13 protein-coding genes are annotated in these 15,282 nt (G+C 72.7%); 6 read left to right on the top strand and 7 right to left on the bottom strand.

Annotated elements, in window-relative coordinates; genetic code table 11:
- Positions 1-70 precede the first annotated feature (70 nt).
- From ACVW07_RS01555 to ACVW07_RS01540, 4 genes are all read right to left on the bottom strand, one after another.
- Positions 71-1,240, bottom strand: a complete 1,170-nt coding sequence (locus ACVW07_RS01555) for an App1 family protein (protein ID WP_456817539.1) — start codon at positions 1,238-1,240, stop codon at positions 71-73.
- Positions 1,237-1,803, bottom strand: a complete 567-nt coding sequence (locus tag ACVW07_RS01550; RefSeq protein WP_456817538.1) for a Dps family protein — start codon at positions 1,801-1,803, stop codon at positions 1,237-1,239. Before ACVW07_RS01550 ends, ACVW07_RS01555 begins: the two co-directional genes overlap by 4 nt.
- Positions 1,804-1,938: 135 nt before the next feature.
- Entirely contained in the window at positions 1,939-2,817 is an 879-nt protein-coding gene (gene ligD, locus ACVW07_RS01545) for a non-homologous end-joining DNA ligase (RefSeq protein WP_456817537.1), read from the bottom strand.
- Complete coding sequence (locus tag ACVW07_RS01540; protein ID WP_456821006.1) at positions 2,814-3,734, bottom strand: ATP-dependent DNA ligase; 921 nt, start codon at positions 3,732-3,734, stop codon at positions 2,814-2,816. The genes ligD and ACVW07_RS01540 overlap by 4 nt, the downstream gene beginning before the upstream one ends.
- A gap of 97 nt (positions 3,735-3,831) precedes the next feature.
- Between ACVW07_RS01540 and ku the strand changes: the two genes are divergently transcribed.
- From ku to ACVW07_RS01520, 4 genes are all read left to right on the top strand, one after another.
- Positions 3,832-4,785 carry a non-homologous end joining protein Ku gene (gene ku / locus ACVW07_RS01535; protein WP_456817536.1) on the top strand — a complete coding sequence of 318 codons (954 nt, stop codon included), beginning with the start codon at positions 3,832-3,834 and terminating at the stop codon, positions 4,783-4,785.
- Complete coding sequence (locus ACVW07_RS01530; RefSeq protein WP_456817535.1) at positions 4,782-5,822, top strand: PHP domain-containing protein; 1,041 nt, start codon at positions 4,782-4,784, stop codon at positions 5,820-5,822. Before ku ends, ACVW07_RS01530 begins: the two co-directional genes overlap by 4 nt.
- A gap of 160 nt (positions 5,823-5,982) precedes the next feature.
- Positions 5,983-6,264 (top strand): HU family DNA-binding protein, encoded by a 282-nt coding sequence (locus ACVW07_RS01525; RefSeq protein ID WP_456817534.1) that lies wholly within the window; start codon positions 5,983-5,985, stop codon positions 6,262-6,264.
- Between the two features lie 114 nt (positions 6,265-6,378).
- Positions 6,379-6,771, top strand: a complete 393-nt coding sequence (locus ACVW07_RS01520) for a Fur family transcriptional regulator (RefSeq protein WP_456817533.1) — start codon at positions 6,379-6,381, stop codon at positions 6,769-6,771.
- A 1-nt stretch (position 6,772) separates the two neighbouring features.
- Here the strand turns inward: ACVW07_RS01520 and ACVW07_RS01515 are convergent, their stop codons facing one another.
- A complete protein-coding gene (locus ACVW07_RS01515; RefSeq protein WP_456817532.1) occupies positions 6,773-7,267 on the bottom strand; it encodes a DUF6328 family protein in 495 nt (164 codons plus the stop codon).
- A gap of 87 nt (positions 7,268-7,354) precedes the next feature.
- On the opposite strand from ACVW07_RS01515, the gene ACVW07_RS01510 reads away from it, so the two are divergent.
- Positions 7,355-8,416: a threonine aldolase family protein gene (locus ACVW07_RS01510; protein WP_456817531.1), complete on the top strand. Its 1,062-nt coding sequence runs from the start codon at positions 7,355-7,357 to the stop codon at positions 8,414-8,416.
- Positions 8,417-8,514: 98 nt separating this feature from the next.
- Here the strand turns inward: ACVW07_RS01510 and ACVW07_RS01505 are convergent, their stop codons facing one another.
- The gene (locus tag ACVW07_RS01505) at positions 8,515-11,130 is read right to left on the bottom strand and encodes a glycoside hydrolase family 6 protein (RefSeq protein ID WP_456817530.1); all 2,616 of its coding nucleotides are present in this window, start codon (positions 11,128-11,130) and stop codon (positions 8,515-8,517) included.
- Between the two features lie 217 nt (positions 11,131-11,347).
- The gene (locus tag ACVW07_RS01500) at positions 11,348-12,403 is read right to left on the bottom strand and encodes a LacI family DNA-binding transcriptional regulator (protein ID WP_456817529.1); all 1,056 of its coding nucleotides are present in this window, start codon (positions 12,401-12,403) and stop codon (positions 11,348-11,350) included.
- Positions 12,404-12,584: 181 nt separating this feature from the next.
- On the opposite strand from ACVW07_RS01500, the gene ACVW07_RS01495 reads away from it, so the two are divergent.
- Complete coding sequence (locus ACVW07_RS01495; protein WP_456817528.1) at positions 12,585-15,233, top strand: substrate-binding domain-containing protein; 2,649 nt, start codon at positions 12,585-12,587, stop codon at positions 15,231-15,233.
- The last annotated feature ends 49 nt before the right edge of the window (positions 15,234-15,282 follow it).

Raw genomic sequence — 15,282 nt, 5'->3', positions numbered from 1 at the left:
GCGGTCCGGGACGCCGCACCGCAGCGCACGCCCCAGCGGCCGACCCGCCCACGGATCCAGGCCGGTCGGGTCACGGTTGGAGCACGCCCCGCGTGCGGATCTCCCGCAGGATCGCCGATCCGTCCGGTCCCTGCACCACCGGGATGCCTTCACGGGCTGTCTCCCGTTCGGCCCGGGCACCCGCCGGAGCCTGGACGGGAAGGCCGTGAGCGAGCACGTGCTCACCGAACGTGAGCTGACGGATCACGACGCCGCGGACGTGCTCCGGAAACGTCTGGGCCGCCTCCGCGTAGATCTCCGGGTCGCGCTGCCCGTCGTCGCCGATGAGGACCCACCGGACGCCGGGCAGGTCGTGCACCAGGCGCCGCAGCTGAGCCCGCTTGTGCTCCCGTCCGCTGCGGAACCACCCGGTGTTGGTCGGCCCCCAGTCCGTCAGGAGGAGCGGTCCTGCCGGGTAGCCGTACCGTCGCAGGAAGCGCCCGATCGCGGGTGCCGCGTTCCACGCGCCGGTCGACAGGTACACCACGGGGGCGCGTGGTTCCTGGGCCAGGAGCTGGTGGTAGAGCTCCGCCATGCCCGGCACGGGCTCCCGGGCGTTCTCGTGCCGCACGAGGACGTTCCAGGCGGCGACCAGCGGACGGGGGAGGCGGGTCACGACCACGGTGTCGTCGATGTCGCTGACGATCCCGTACTTCACCTGGGGGTCGACGACGTGCACGGGAGCGACCGCACGGCGCCCGTCCTGCGTCCGCAGCTCGAGGTCGTGCCACCCGGGGCCGAGGTCCGACTCGAGCAGGGTGTCGACGTACCCGCCCCGGTCGGTCACCACGCGGTGCGTCCGCTCGCCGATCCGCACCTCCAGGACGGCTCCGGCGACCTGGGCGGTCGCGAAGCTGCGCCACCCGCGCACGCTCGGCGCCGGCCGCGTCCCCGCCTGCGCGCTGGACCCGGCACCGGGCAGGTCGGAGTCGCGCACGGCGGGCGCGGCGAGCACCGCGCGCGCCATCACCCGTACCCAGCCTGGCGACCCGTATCCGGCGTACGGCTCGATGCGCACGGTCCAGCCGCGGCGACGCAGCAGCGCGGCGAGCCGACGGTCGAACACGTCCTCCCAGCGGGCCGCGCGATGCACGGGTGGTCGAGCCGACCCGGTGGGACGGGCGCCGGCCCGGGCCGCGCGCAGGACCGGCGGGTGGTCCTCGTGCGCGGCCGCGGGCCGGGGGCGCTCGTCAGCGGTCATGCGCTCTCCTTCTGACCTGCCTTCCGGGCAGAGGCGACCTCGCCGTCCACGGACGCCGTGCTCAGCGCGCCGCCGGAGGACTCGAGGTGTGCCCGGACGAACCAGTGGAACAGCTCCAGCTCGTGCAGGTGCCCGATGAGCAGGTCGTTGGTCACCGCGTCGGTCTCCTCGGTGTCCTTGGCGGCCTGCCGGTGGTCGCTGATCACACCGACGTACACCTCGTCGAGCGCGCCCAGGTGGGCGATCGCCCCGTCGCGCCCGATCGCGTAGTCGTCCCACGTGCGGTTCGCGACGAGGGCGCCCGGCGTCCCGACGGGCGCGACGCCGAGCGTGGCGATCCGCTCCGCGATCGCGTCGACCATCAGCCGCACGGCGTCGACCTGCGGGTCCAGCATCTCGTGGACGGCGATGAAGTGCGGACCGACCACGTTCCAGTGGATGTGCTTGAGAGTGAGGGCCAGGTCGTTGAGCGCGTCCAGGCGCTGCTGAAGGATCGCGGCCACCTCGGCCCCCTGCTGCTTCGTCAGGGAGGGGACGGTGTACTTGGGCAGCTTCTGTGCCATGAGGGCGCTCCTTGTGATCGTCTCCCGGGGTCCGCACCCCGGCGCCGTCCACGGTGCCTCAGGTCCGGTGGGCTCGCCATCGGAGACGGGTCGCCTGCGCCCCCCGCCGGCGCGGACGCCGCGGTGCCCGCAGCCTCAGGCGAACGGGTCCCCGTCGGCCTCGAGCCGGTCGGCGACCTCGTCGGGTCCGAGGTGCTGCAAGCCTGGTCCCACCTCGTCCCACCAGCGTGGGGCGGCGACCCGCGGGAGCTCCCGGCCGCGCAGCGAGTAGGGCGTGATCGTCGTCTTCGCGGGATGGTTCTGGGACCAGTCGATGAGCACCTTCCCGCCGCGCAGGTCCTTCTTCATCACGGCGACGACGAGCTCGGGGTGCGCGGCCGCGACGGCGAACGCGAGGTCGCGCGCGTACTGCCGTACCTCCATCACGGGACGTGTGCCGGGGAGCTTCGCGTAGAGCTGCATCCCCTTGCTGCCCGACGTGACCGGCACCGACTCCGGCAGGCCGTCGTCACGCAGCCGGTCGGCGACGAGGTGCGCCACCTGCGCGCACGCCTCGAGACCTGCCGGCGGGCCGGGGTCGAGGTCGATCACCAGCCGGTCGGGGCGACGGACACCACCGCGCGGGCCCACCGTCCACTGCGGGGTGTGCAGCTCGAGCGAGCCCTGGTTGGCGCACCAGACGAGCCCGGCGAGGTCGTCGACGAAGGGCAGCACCAGCTCGGCTCCCTCGTCGTCCGAGCCGGGCGCCGCAGGCAGTGTCTGCCGGCGCAGCCAGTCGGGCGCGCCGCGAGGCACGTTCTTCTCGAAGAACTTCTCGCCGGCCATGCCGTCCGGCCAGCGGATCCGCGTCACCGGGCGGTCCCTGAGCTGCGCCAGCAGTGCTGGTGCGACCCGGACCAGGTAGTTCATCACCTCGGCCTTCGTCGTCCGCGTCGAGGGGTACATCACCTTCTCGAGGTGGCTCACCCGCACCGCCCGGCCCTCCACGTCGACCATCTGGCGTTCAGGTGTCATTTCTGCTCCCAGGGGTCGGCCACGACGTCGGTGCGGATGCCGCGGAGCACGGGCTGCCGCAGGCGCCCGTCGGGGGTGCGGTTGAGGTAGCGGGTGTCGACCACGACCAGGGGATCGCACCACCGGGCACCGCGCGCGTCGAGGACCGGGACCACCTCGTCGAACGGGGAGTCCTCGCGAACCCGCAGGAGGCGGCCCAGCTCCAGGCCGAGCGGCCCCGTCAGACCGCTGCCCGCTCGGCCGAGGAACCGCAGCGCGCCGTGCCCGTCGTACGCGCCGAGCATGAGAGCGCCGAGCCGGCCCGTCCCTGTGCTCTCCTCCCGCCATCCTCCGACCAGCGCCACCCGGGTGCGCACATGGGCCGACTTGACCCAGTCCGTCGACCGGCGGCCCGCCTGGTAGGTGGAGGTGCGGCGCTTCGCGACGACCCCCTCGAGGCCGTGGTCGAGCGTCACCTGCCACAGGTCGTCGCCGTCGGCATAGGACGGGGAGAGCTGTACCCGGTCCGGCAGAGCGAGTCCGGCGAGGAGCGCGCGGCGCTCGTCGTAGCCCCGCGCCGTCAGGTCGACACCGTGGAGCCGCAGCAGGTCGAACACCATGTACGACACGGGCTGCCTGCGGGCCAGCGCCGCGGCGCGCCGGACGTCCCGCACGTGCATCCGCTCGGCCAGCGCCGCGAACGAGGGGACCCCTCCCGCCAGCAGGACGATCTCCCCGTCGAGCACCGCACCGGGGACGTCGGTGAGGGCGGCCAGCTCCGGGTACGCCTGCGTGACGTCCCGCTCGTTGCGGCTCGACAGCCGCAGCACGCCGCCCGCGGTGTCCGCGAGCGCGCGCACGCCGTCCCACTTGACCTCGAACGCCCACCCGGTACCTCTGGGCAGGGCGCCGACCTGCGACGCAGGGGTGGCGAGCATGGGCTCCACGGGTCCATCCTGCCCAGAGGACCCGTGCACGTCACGGGCCGGCCGCCTGCCCCGGCGCGTCGGCCCCTCACCCCGGAGGCGACGACCCATGCGAGCGATCTGGAAGGGAGCAGTCGCGTTCGGCCTCGTCAACGTGCCGGTGCGACTGTATGCGGCCACGGGCGAGCACGAGGTGACGCTGCACCAGGTGCACCGGGAGGACGGCGGACGCATCCGTTACCGCAAGGTGTGCAGCATCGACGGCGAGCAGGTGGAGTACTCGGAGATCGCCAAGGGGTACGAGACCGACGACGGCGAGCTCGTGGTCCTCACCGACGAGGACTTCCAGCAGCTCCCGCTGGCGACCGAGCGGGAGATCGAGGTGCTCGAGTTCGTGCCGGCCGAGCAGGTGGACCCCATCCTGCTCGCCAAGACGTACTACCTGGAGCCGGACAAGACGGCCGCCAAGCCGTACGCCCTGCTGCGTGGCGCGCTCGAGCAGGCCGACCGGATGGCGGTCGTCAAGGTCGCCCTGCGGCAGCGGGAGACCATGGCGGTGCTGCGCGTGCGCGACAACGTGATCTGCCTGCAGACGCTGCTCTGGCCCGACGAGGTGCGCGAGGCGGACTTCCCGATCCTCGACGCGGACGTCACCGTCCGTCCGCAGGAGCTCGCGATGGCGTCGTCGCTCGTCGAGTCCCTGGCCGCGGACTTCGACCCGAGCCAGTACGAGGACCGGTACGCCGCCGCGCTCGAGCAGATGATCGAGGCAAAGGTCTCCTCGGGCAGCACCCGGCCGGTGCCGGCGCCGGCGGGGGAGGAGGCCGAGGCGACCGGTGGCGGCGAGGTGGTCGACCTGCTCGCCGCGCTCCAGCGCAGCGTGGAGAAGGCGCGAGGCTCGCGACCGGGCGCCGAGAAGGCCGCACCGGGGACGCCGGACGACGAGGTTCCGGCGAAGAAGCCCAGGTCGCGTGCGAAGCCCGCCGCCAAGGACGCCGACGACAAGCCTGCCGGCGAGCCGGGTGAGTCCAAGCCGCGCAAGACCCGCCGCAAGGCGTCGTGACCACGTCGGAGCGCCGCGACGACGCGGTCGCGGCACTGCGGCGCGTCGCGTTCCTGCTCGAACGCGCCCAGGCGAGCCCCTACCGGAGCGACGCGTTCCGCAACGCAGCTCGCGCGGTCGAGAAGCAGGACCCCGACCGGTTGTCCGTCCTGGCCGAGGCGGGAGCGCTCACGGACCTGCCGGGCGTGGGGGCACGGACCGCCGAGGTCGTCGCCGTCACTCTGCGCGGCGGCACGTCGCCGTACCTCCAGGAGCTCGAGGACGAGCTGGCGCGGTCGCTCAGCACGACCGTCGACCCGGCGGCGGCCGCGCTCAGGTCCGCGCTGCGCGGTGACCTGCACTCGCACACGGAGGCGTCCGACGGCTCCGCCCCGATGCAGGAGATGGTGCTCGCGGCCCTGGAGCTCGGGCACGAGTACCTGGCCGTCACGGACCACTCGCCGAGGCTCACGGTCGCCAACGGACTGTCTGCGGCGCGGCTGCGCGCCCAGCTCGACCAGGTCCGGGCGCTCAACCGGGCGGTCGGGCCGTTCGTGGTGCTGACGGGCATCGAGGTCGACATCCTCGACGACGGTGGCCTCGACCAGGACCCCGACCTGCTCGACGAGCTCGACGTCGTGGTCGCCTCGGTGCACTCGAAGCTGCGGATGGACCGGGCGGCGATGACCCGGCGGATGGTGGCCGCCGTGAGCGACCCGCGGACCGACGTCCTCGGGCACTGCACCGGCCGCCGGCTGCTGGGCCGAGGGCGGCCGCAGAGCGAGTTCGACGCCCGGGCGGTGTTCGAGGCGTGCGCCGAGCACGGCGTCGCCGTCGAGATCAACTGCCGCCCGGACCGGCTCGACCCGCCGCACGACCTCCTGCAGCTCGCCGTCGACGTCGGGTGCGACTTCACGATCGACACCGACTCCCACGCCCCGGGTCAGCTCGACTGGCTGGGAGCCGGCTGCGCGAGGGCCGCGCAGCACGGGATCGCCGCGGACCGGGTGCTCACGACCTGGCCGGTGCAGGACCTGCTGGCGCGCACTCACAGGTGACCGTCGTGTCGTCGTGCACGGCCATCGCGCACCGACGGGTTAGTGTCTTGCGCATCGTCCCCGGTGCACGCGGCCCGTCCGCACGCCCGGGGGCGGCCCGCCCCGTGCCGGTCCAGCCGACCGGGCCGCATGTCCCACAGTCAACAAGGAGCATGATTCCGTGAGCGTGAACCGCACCGAGCTCGTCCAGGCCGTCGCCGCGAAGGCCGGCCTCTCCAACACCGAGGCGGACAAGGCCCTCAAGGCCTTCCAGGAGGTGCTGGTCGAGCAGCTGTCCACCGGCGAGAGCGTGACCATCCCCGGCTTCCTCGCCGTGGCGCGTGCCGAGCGTTCGGCCCGCACGGGCATCAACCCGCAGACCGGCGAGAAGCTCGAGATCCCGGCCGGCTTCCGCGTGAAGCTGACGGCGGGCAGCGCCCTCAAGCGCGCCGTCCAGGCCTGACGTCCCTCGTCCCGCATCGGGCCGGGCACGACCTCCTTCGGGAGGCGTGCCCGGCCCGACGCCGTTGGCGCCCTCGACTATGATGCGAACGACTCTCAGGAAGGCGGCTCGGTGATGGCAGTGCGGCAGACCCGGCAGCGCGCCGAGATCCTCGACCTCCTCGACGACGTCGCCGAGTTCCGCAGCGCGCAACAGCTGCACGAGCTGCTCCGCGCCCGGGGCTCGAGCATCGGCCTCGCCACCGTCTACCGTGCCGTGCAACGCCTGGCCGAGACGGGAGAGGTCGACGCGCTCCGTACCGCCGACGGCGAGTCCGTGTACCGCCGGTGTGCCCAGCGCAGCCACCATCACCACCTCGTGTGCCGGTCATGCGGCCGCACCGTCGAGATCGACGCGGGACAGGCGGAGGCCTGGGCCGGACAGGTCGCCGCGGCGCACGGGTTCGACGACGTGGACCACACCATCGAGCTGGTAGGCACGTGCGCGACGTGCCGGGCCGCGGCCTGAGTCAGGCCCGCGCCTGCCGGGCGATGGCGCGCGGGAGCAGCCACCAGCAGAGCGCCAGCAGGACCAGCACGGCACCGCCGACCAGCCACCCGGCCGCCCGGGAGACGACGATGTCGAACAGCAGCATCGGGCCGCCCGCCAGGACCAGCGCCAGGACCACCAGCCCGGCGCGCGCAAACCAGTTCGCAGCCCCGACCAGCTCGGCCTTCATCCGACGGCGGAACAGCACCCGGTGCAGGCTCACCGGGGCGACGATGAGCGCGGTCGCCACGGCGGCGAGGATCACCAGCACCAGGTACAGCCTGACCTGGTAGTCGTCGAGGTCCGCGAACCTCTGCTGGAACGGAAGCGTCAGCAGGAAGCCGGTGAGGATCTGCGCGCCGGTCTGCGTGACCCGGAGCTCCTGGAGCAGCTCGTTCCAGTTGCGGTCCATCCGCTCCGTGAAGGTCTCGTGACGGTCGTCCGTCGGGTCCGCGTCGCGCTCCAGCACAGGCATGCCTCCTCGTCGTCGGTCGGATCATGCCGCAGGACCCCGCGCTGCGCCTCCGCGCACGGACCCGGACCGTCGAGGGAGACTGAGGGCGTGACCCGACTTCACGACGCCGACCACCGCGACTTCGCCTCCGACAACTACGCGGGTGCGCACCCGGAGATCCTCGCCGCGGTCGCCGAGGCCAACGGTGGCCACCAGGTCGCCTACGGCGACGACGCCTACACCGCCCGCCTCCACGAGGTCCTCGCGGCGCACTTCGGTCCGCAGGTGCAGGTGTACCCGGTGTTCAACGGCACGGCGGCCAACGTGCTCTCGCTGCAGGCGATGCTGCCGCCGTGGGGCGCGGTGATCTGCGCGGACACGGCCCACATCCACACCGACGAGAACGGTGCTCCCGAACGTGTCGCGGGCCTGAAGCTCCTGACCGTCCCGACGCCGGACGGCAAGCTGACACCGGAGCTCGTCGAGCGCCAGGCCTGGGGCTTCGGGGACGAGCACCGCGCGCAGCCCGGCGTGGTCTCCATCACCCAGGTGACCGAGCTGGGCACGCTCTACACGCCGGCGGAGGTCCGCGCTCTCGCCGACCAGGCCCACTCCCTCGGGCTCCGCCTGCATCTCGACGGTGCGCGCATCGCGAACGCCGCGGCCGCGCTCGACCTGCCGATGCGCGCGTTCACCACGGACGCGGGCGTCGACGTGGTCTCGCTGGGCGGCACGAAGAACGGGCTGCTGTTCGGTGAGGCCGTCGTCGTGCTCGCCCCCGGCGCAGCCACCGGTCTCCCGTTCCTGCGCAAGATGGACATGCAGCTCGGGTCGAAGATGCGCTTCGTGTCGGCACAGCTCGTCGCGATGTTCGAAGGCGACCTGTGGCTGCGCTCGGCCAGGCACGCGAACGCCATGGCGGCGCGCCTCGCCACCGGCCTGGCCGGCATCCCGGGCGCCGAGATCACGCAGCCGACGCACGCGAACGGCGTGTTCGTCGCGCTGCCGGCGGAGGTCACCGCGCGGCTGCGGGAGCGGTGGCGGTTCTACGACTGGCGCATCGAGACGGGGGAGGTCCGCCTGATGTGCTCGTTCGACACGCAGGAGGCCGATGTCGACGACCTCGTGGCGGCGGTGGCGGACGCGCTGGGCGCGGTGCCTTCCGTCTGACGGCGTCACCGCTCGGCTGAACCACCGATCATCGTCGGGCACACGAGCGGGGGCCCTCCGGCGAACCGGAGGACCCCCGCTGCGTCATGCCGTGCGGATCAGCCGATGGTGCAGGGAGCACCGTTCAGCGTGAACGCGGTGGGGGCGTTGTTCGTCCCCGAGTGCGAGCCGTTGAAGCCGATGTCCACCGACTGGCCGGCCGCGAGCGTGCCGTTCCAGGCGGCGTTCTTGGCCGTGACGGCCGTGCCGGACTGCGACCAGTCGGCGCTCCAGCCCTGGGTGACCTTCTGGCCGTTGGCGAACGAGAACCCGAGGTTCCAGCTCGACAGCGCGGCCGTGCCGGTGTTGGTGACCTTGACGGAAGCCGTGAAGCCGTTGTTCCAGCTGTTGGCCGTGTAGACGACCTTGCAGGCGCCCGTGGTCGTGGTGGTGTTCTGGGTGGTCGCCGTCACGGCGGTCGACGCGGCGGACGTGTTGCCCGCGTTGTCCTTCGCCTTGACGGTGAACGTGTACGCCGTGTTCGCGGACAGGCCGGTCACGGTGTAGCTCGTGGTCGTCACCGTGGCGACGAGCGTCGAGCCCTGGAACACCTGGTAGCCGGCGACGCCGGAGCCGGAATCGGTCGACGCGCTCCACGACAGCGGGACGCTGCTCGTCGTCGTGGTGCCCGCGGCCAGGGAGGCCGGGACGGACGGTGCCGTCGTGTCGGTGGTCGTACCCTGCTGGGTGGTTGCCGAGACGGCCGACGACGCGGCCGACGTGTTGCCGGCGACGTCCTTGGCCCGGACGGAGAACGAGTACGCCGTGGCGGCGGTCAGGCCGGTCACCGTGTAGCTCGTCGACGTGGTGGTGCCGACGACCGTGGAGCCCTGGAGGACCTCGTAGCCGGCGACGCCGGAGCCGCCCGTGTTGTCGGTGGACGCGGTCCACGACAGCGGCACGGAGGTCTGCGTCGTCGTGCCGGCGGTCAGACCGGTCGGGACGGACGGCGCAGTGGTGTCGGTCGGCGTGGTGCCGTTCGCCGTCGTGACCGAGACGGCGGACGAGGCCGACGAGACGTTGCCCGCGGCGTCCTTGGCCTTGACCGTGAACGAGTACGTGGTCGAGGCGGACAGCCCGGTGACCGAGAAGCTCGTCGTGGCGGACGAGCCCACGAGCGTCGTGCCCCGGTAGACGTCGTAGCCGGTGACGGCGACGTTGTCGGTGGACGCGGTCCACGACAGCGACACGGAGGTCGACGTCGGGGTGCCGGCCGTGAGACCGGTCGGAGCCGACGGCGCGGTGGTGTCCACCGGCGGCGGGTTGCTGTCGCCGACGGCCGGGTAGGCGTTCTTCACCAGGGTGACGAACTGCGTCTCGAACCACTGACCCGCGAGGGGGGCGTTCGGGGTGGCGCCGGTGAGCTGGTTCTTCAGCTTGGACGACACGTAGGTCGGGTCGCACATGCGGTCGAAGCTCTTGCCCTGGTCGTTCGCGATCTCGCTCGAGGCGCCGTCGGACTCACCCGGGGGCTTGATCCAGACGAACGCATCGAGGTGCGAGGCGGTGTAGCCCGAGGGCGTCGCCTTCGGCAGCTCGCCGAGGCCGGCACCGAGCGGGTTGCACCAGGCGCCGCGGTGGACACGCTTGTCGACCTTGGAGGCGTTGACGTACGTGTTGAGGTCCGTGCTCGTCGACACGGCCGTCGGACGGTTCGCGCCGCCCCAGCCGTTGCGCGACGTGTCGATCAGCATGCCGATCGACGACGGGAAGCCGGCGCTGACGAGGCGCTTGTACATGTCAGCCGTGAAGTCCGCCTCGTCGAGGTCGGGGTTCCACTCGTAGTAGTCGGCCGACTTGATGGCGCCGCTGCCGACCGTCTTGCTCGAGTCGGGCAGGAACGGCTCCTCCAGCGGCGTGCTGTTGGCCGTGTCGGACACGAAGCCGTCGATGGAGGCGAAACCGGCGGTGGTGGACTTGGCGACGTCGGCGAACAGCGTCGCGGACGGGCCGGCGTTGCTGTCCCAGCCGAGCCAGCCGGAGTGGCCGATGTCGACGTAGTTGTACACGTTCGGGATGGCGTGGAACTTGTCCAGCGCGTACTTCACGCCGGCCTTGTAGTACGGCGCCGCCTGCGCGCAGAGCGGCTCACTGATGTTCGTCACCAGGTTCGGCAGCGAGTCGGGCTCGATGGTGAGCGCGAAGCGCAGGCCCGAGTACTTGCTGTCCGAGAGCAGCGACGCGATCGCGTCGATGTACTCGGTCTTGTAGCGCGCCAGGCCGGCGTCGCTGGCGGGCAGCTCACCGTTCGAGGCGAGGGCGAAGCAGTCACGACCGGGCAGGTCGTAGATGACGATGTTCACGAGGAGCGGGGTGGAGCCCGACTTCTGCGCGAGCGCGTTGTCGAGGTGGAACTTCAGGCCGCTGCCGTCGGCGTTGCCGGCGATCGCGCTGATGCGGTCCATCCACACGGCCGTGGGCTGCTTCGCCACCGTGTGCATCTTCGCCGCGAGCGCCGAGTCGGTCTGCCGCGTGGCAGCGCTCTCAACAGACGCGGCCCACGAGGGGTTCACGTACTGCTGGGCGCCCGAGTACGGGTTGTCGACGTGGGACTCGGCGGCGCTGGCGCCAGTTGCCGAGAAGGTCAGCGGCACAGCCACCATGGCTGTGGCCGTCGCAGCCGTGGCGACAGCGCGCAGGCGCCGCCCGACTGCTCTCTTGCCGTGTGTGGACACGTAGTCCTCCGGATGTCGTTCGGCACACCCGGCAGACCGTCCTGCCCAGGCGCGAGTCGCCCGGGGGGAGTCCACGGCGACTGGCCGCCACCTGATCACGCGGGGCCATCAGACGGCATGGTGCAAAACGTTTAAGCACCCACTTTTGCCGAATCGTGACGTATCTCCCGAGGAAACCGGCCTCCGTCGACCGTGAGTCGACGGAGGCCGGCCCGCCTCACCTCGAACGCGGACCTGTACTGCCGCGCACAGCGAGGCCCCCGATCTGGAGCTCGCGACGCGCCCGCAGGTCCCCGTCCAGGACTGCCAGCACCGCCTCGCCGGTCGCCGTGCCGAGCTCACGCTGGCCGGAGGGGAGGGTGGTGATCGACGGGGTCGCGAGGCGGCACAGCGCCGAGTCCGAGCCGGCGACGATCGACAGGTCCCACGGCACGGCGAGGCCGGTGCGGCGAGCCACGTCGAGCGCGGCGATGGCCATCTGGTCGGTGTCGTACACGATCGCCGTCGGCGCCCGACCGCTCGTGAGCAGCCGCCGTGTCGCGACCGCGGCCTCCTCCGCCGTGCCGGCGGTGTGCTCGTGCAGGAGGGTGCCGCCCGCGGGGTCGAGCACGCCCTCGAGCGCCGCTGCGCGCGTCCGCGACCGTGCCAGCACGGCCGGCCCCGTCACCGCCGCGACCCTGCGGTGCCCGAGCTCGAGGAGGTACCGCGCGACCCTCGTGAACGCCTCCGCCTCGTCGAGCGCCACGGACCCGAGGTCGTGCTCACCGTCGCCGCCCACGACCACGGAGGGCGCCCGCAGCCGGCGCAGCGCGTCGATGCGGGGGTCCTCGAGGAGCACGTCGGTGACGACCATGACGTCGAACCGACGCTCGGCCCACCACTCGCCGTACAGCGCGACTGCCGCCTGCGGGCCGTCGACGATCTGCAGCACGAGCGCGAGGTTGCGCGTCGCGAGCACCTCCTGCAGCGACGTGACGAACTCGAGCACGCCCGAGGCGGGCGCCGCCACCCCCGACGCGCCGCGGTCGACCACCAGCCCGACGGCGCGAGGGCCGGTGCGCATCGAGCGCGCTGCCGCGCTCGGCCGCCAGCCGAACTCGTCCGCGACGCGCAGCACGCGTTCTCGGGTCGCCGCCGACACGCCCGGACGCCCGTTCAGGGCGTACGAGACGACGGCGATCGACACACCGGCCGCGCGGGCGACATCGGTGATGGTGGGGCGTCGGGTCGGGGGAGCGACCGGGACACCGACACCCCCGGAGGGCGTCGGCACCGCCGTTCCCGAGGTACCGTGACGGGCTGAGTCATATGCAGGTGTGACCACGATCACCTAGTGTGTCGCCCGATGCGGGTCAAATGCATCATCTCGACTCCGACGATGTGGGCGAGGGGTGTCTGTGATGGGAACGGTGCGGCGCGGGCCGGTGTCACCGACGGCACGACGAACGATCGGCGTGCTGTCGCCCGTCGTGGGCGGCTTCTACTTCGGTGCGCTCATCGCCGGGGTGGCTCGGGCGGCCAGAGCCGCAGGTCACCGTGTCGTCGCGGTCCAGACGTACCCGGCCGGGCTCGATCGCGAGCGGTACCCCGACGAGTCGATCCTCGACGCGCCCGTGGCCCTCGGGGCGGTCGACGGGCTGGTCGTCGTCGGCAAGGCGCTCCGGGCCGACCGGCTCGCAGCCGTCCAGCAGTGGGGCGTGCCGCTGGTCCTCGTCAGCGAGGAGCCGACGTCTGCGGACGACCCGGTGGTGGTCCCGGACAACGACGGGGGCGTCCGAGCCGCGGTCGAGCACCTGCTCGCGCACGGCCATACGAAGATCGGGTTCCTCGGCTGCCTGACGCAGCGCGACATGCGCGAGCGGTACACCGCCTACCGGGCGGTCCTGGCCGAGCACGGCATCGAGCCGGTCGAGCAGTGGAACTACGAGGCCTCGGACAACCACGAGCAGGGCGGCGCGGACGCGGCCGCACGCATGTTCGCCGCAGGCGTGCCCACCACCGCGGTGGTCGCTGCCACGGACCGGAACGCGATCGGGTTCCAGCGTGCGCTGCGCGCCGCCGGGCTCGTGCTTCCCCGCGATCAGGCCGTCATCGGCTTCGACCACGCGGACTCAGGCGCCCGGGTCACCCCCCGGCTCTCCACCGTGGACGCCCACTACGACCGTGTGGGGGAGACCGCGGTCTCCTTGCTGCTGTCGAAGATGCGCGGCGAGGACGTGCCCGGCGGCGAGTACAGGGCCCCGTCCTCGCTCGTGCTGCGTGAGTCCTGCGGATGCACGGACGTCGCGGCTGCCGCACGGGTCGGTGCTCCGGCGTCCACCCTCGCCGCCTGCCACCAGGCACTCCGTGCCGTCGCGGAGTCGGCGTTCGTCGGCCCGCTCGGTGCGGGCGCGGGACGGAGGTCCGGCAGCGCACCGCGGGACACCTGGTGGCACGCCGTGGTCGAGCCGCTCGAGTCGGCGGCCGAGCGCGGGACGGTACCCAACCCGCCGACCCTCGCCCGCCTCGCGGACCTCACGTCGGCGATGCAGCCGCACCCGGAGGCCCTGGAACAGCTGGTGACCTGCCTCCGCGCGATCGAGTCGCACCAGGTCGAGAAGCTGTCCAACGGCAACCACGAGGCCGCGCTCCGACGTACCGTCACGGAGGTCCTGCTCGCCCTGACCAAGGGGTGCACGCGTGCGATGCTCGCGCGCAGCGGACAGCTCGAGCGGACCATCGTCGACCAGTACGAGGTCGACATGGACCTCCTGCGCGGTGACGGCGCGAGCCCGCGGGCGCTCGGCTGGCTGCCGCGCGGCGTCCGAGGGCACGCGTGCCTCGCCCTGTGGCTCGGGGCAGACCGGGGGCCAGGGGACCGCGAGATGGAGATCGTCGGCGTCCACGACACGTCCGGGACGCTGTCCCGCCTGGTCGGCATGCGGACCACCGCGAGCCAGTTCCCCCCGACCGCTCTCACCCGGGCCGGCACCGTGGGCTCGAACGAGCTGACGTTCGTGGTGCCCGTGACGTTCGGCGGGAGCGACTGGGGCCTGCTGGCGATCGACGGCACCGTGGAGACCCGGGCGACGAGCGCGCGCGACCGGTTCAACCACTGGGCGGCCCTCCTCGCCGTCGCCCTGGACCAGGAACGACTCCTGGCCTCGCTGCGCGAGCAGCGACGTGCGCTCGAGCAGGCGGCCGCGCGCGAGCGATCCCTTGCGGACACGGTCCGGGCGAGCGAGGAGCGGTACGCCTTGGCGTCGATGGCCGCACACGACGGCACATGGGACTGGGACGTCTCCGCCGGGACGGTCTACTACTCGCCACGGTGGAAGCAGACCCTCGGCTACGACGACGACGTGATCGGCGACTCGCCGGGAGAGTGGCTTGAGCGCGTCCACCCCGCGGACCGCGACGAGGTCTCCGCCTCGATCGCCTCCCAGCTCGCGGGTACCGGGACCCCTCTCGAGCTCGAGCACCGCGTGCGCACGTCGTCCGGGGACTATCGCTGGATGCTCTGCCGCGCCGTCACGGTGCTGGACGATGCGGGCTGTCCGGCGCGGCTCGTCGGCGCGCTGGTCGACGTCACCGAGCGCAAGGAGGCCGAGCTCGCACTGCAGCGGGACGCTCTGCACGACCCCGAGACGGGCCTGGTGAACCGGCTGCTGTTCCTGGACCGGCTCGGCGCCGCCGTGCTGCGGACCCGGCGGTCGCCGACCTACGACTGCGCCCTCGCCGTCGTACGGGTGCGCGAGGACCTGCCGGTGTCGAGCCATGGCCGCTCCGACGGCGACGGCGACTCCCAGATCGACCTGCACCGTGAGCTCGTGCGCCGCCTGCGCCGACCGCTGCGCGAAGGGGACACGGCGGCGCGGATCGGCGAGGACGAGTTCGCGGTGCTGCTGGACGACGTCGGCCCCGGGGGCCTCCCGGACCGCCTGTCGCAGCTGCTCGACCAGCTCCAGCACGAGATGGGCACCCGCGTCCGCGTCGGTGTGCTCGGCAGCATCCGGGGCTTCCGCGACGTCAGCGAGGTGCTGCGCGAGGCGGACATCGTGGTGCTGCGGGGCGGACCGTCACCGCACCGCGCCGAGGCCCGCCCGGGGCCCGTCCTGCGGTAGAGACGGGCCGAGCCCGGACCGGCGTGCGGTCCGGGCTCGGCGTCGCGGG

The organism is Cellulomonas sp. URHB0016, assembly GCF_054057935.1.
Note: the sequence above shows the minus strand (reverse complement) of the source record. Positions and strands in the feature narration are given on the sequence as shown.